Raw genomic sequence first — 260 nt, forward strand, 5'->3', positions numbered from 1 at the left:
TTGAGTGGGGGGGATATTAATAATCGGTTGATAAAACTGACCTGTTAATAACGGCTTAATATTGTCTAAATGTCCGGCTCCAGCAGGCTCAATAAATATACGATCGTGTTTGTTATCCCTAATCATCTCATTTAAGGCAACTCGGAAAGGTAAACCTGCAGTACAACATAAACACCCACCTAATACTTTTTTAACCGCTATGTTATGTGCTTTCAGTAGATCAATTGGATAACTTAGGTGTCGAACTTCATTAAGAAAAA

Annotated in this window: 1 protein-coding gene; it reads right to left on the minus strand. The window is 36.9% G+C overall.

The annotated features are described in order from the left end of the window. Positions 1-260: GTP-binding protein (locus V6255_RS18085; protein WP_341629384.1), on the minus strand; the 260-nt coding region annotated here is incomplete at both ends.

The sequence above is a fragment of the Psychromonas arctica genome (genome assembly GCF_038155225.1).
Lineage (GTDB): Bacteria > Pseudomonadota > Gammaproteobacteria > Enterobacterales > Psychromonadaceae > Psychromonas > Psychromonas arctica_B.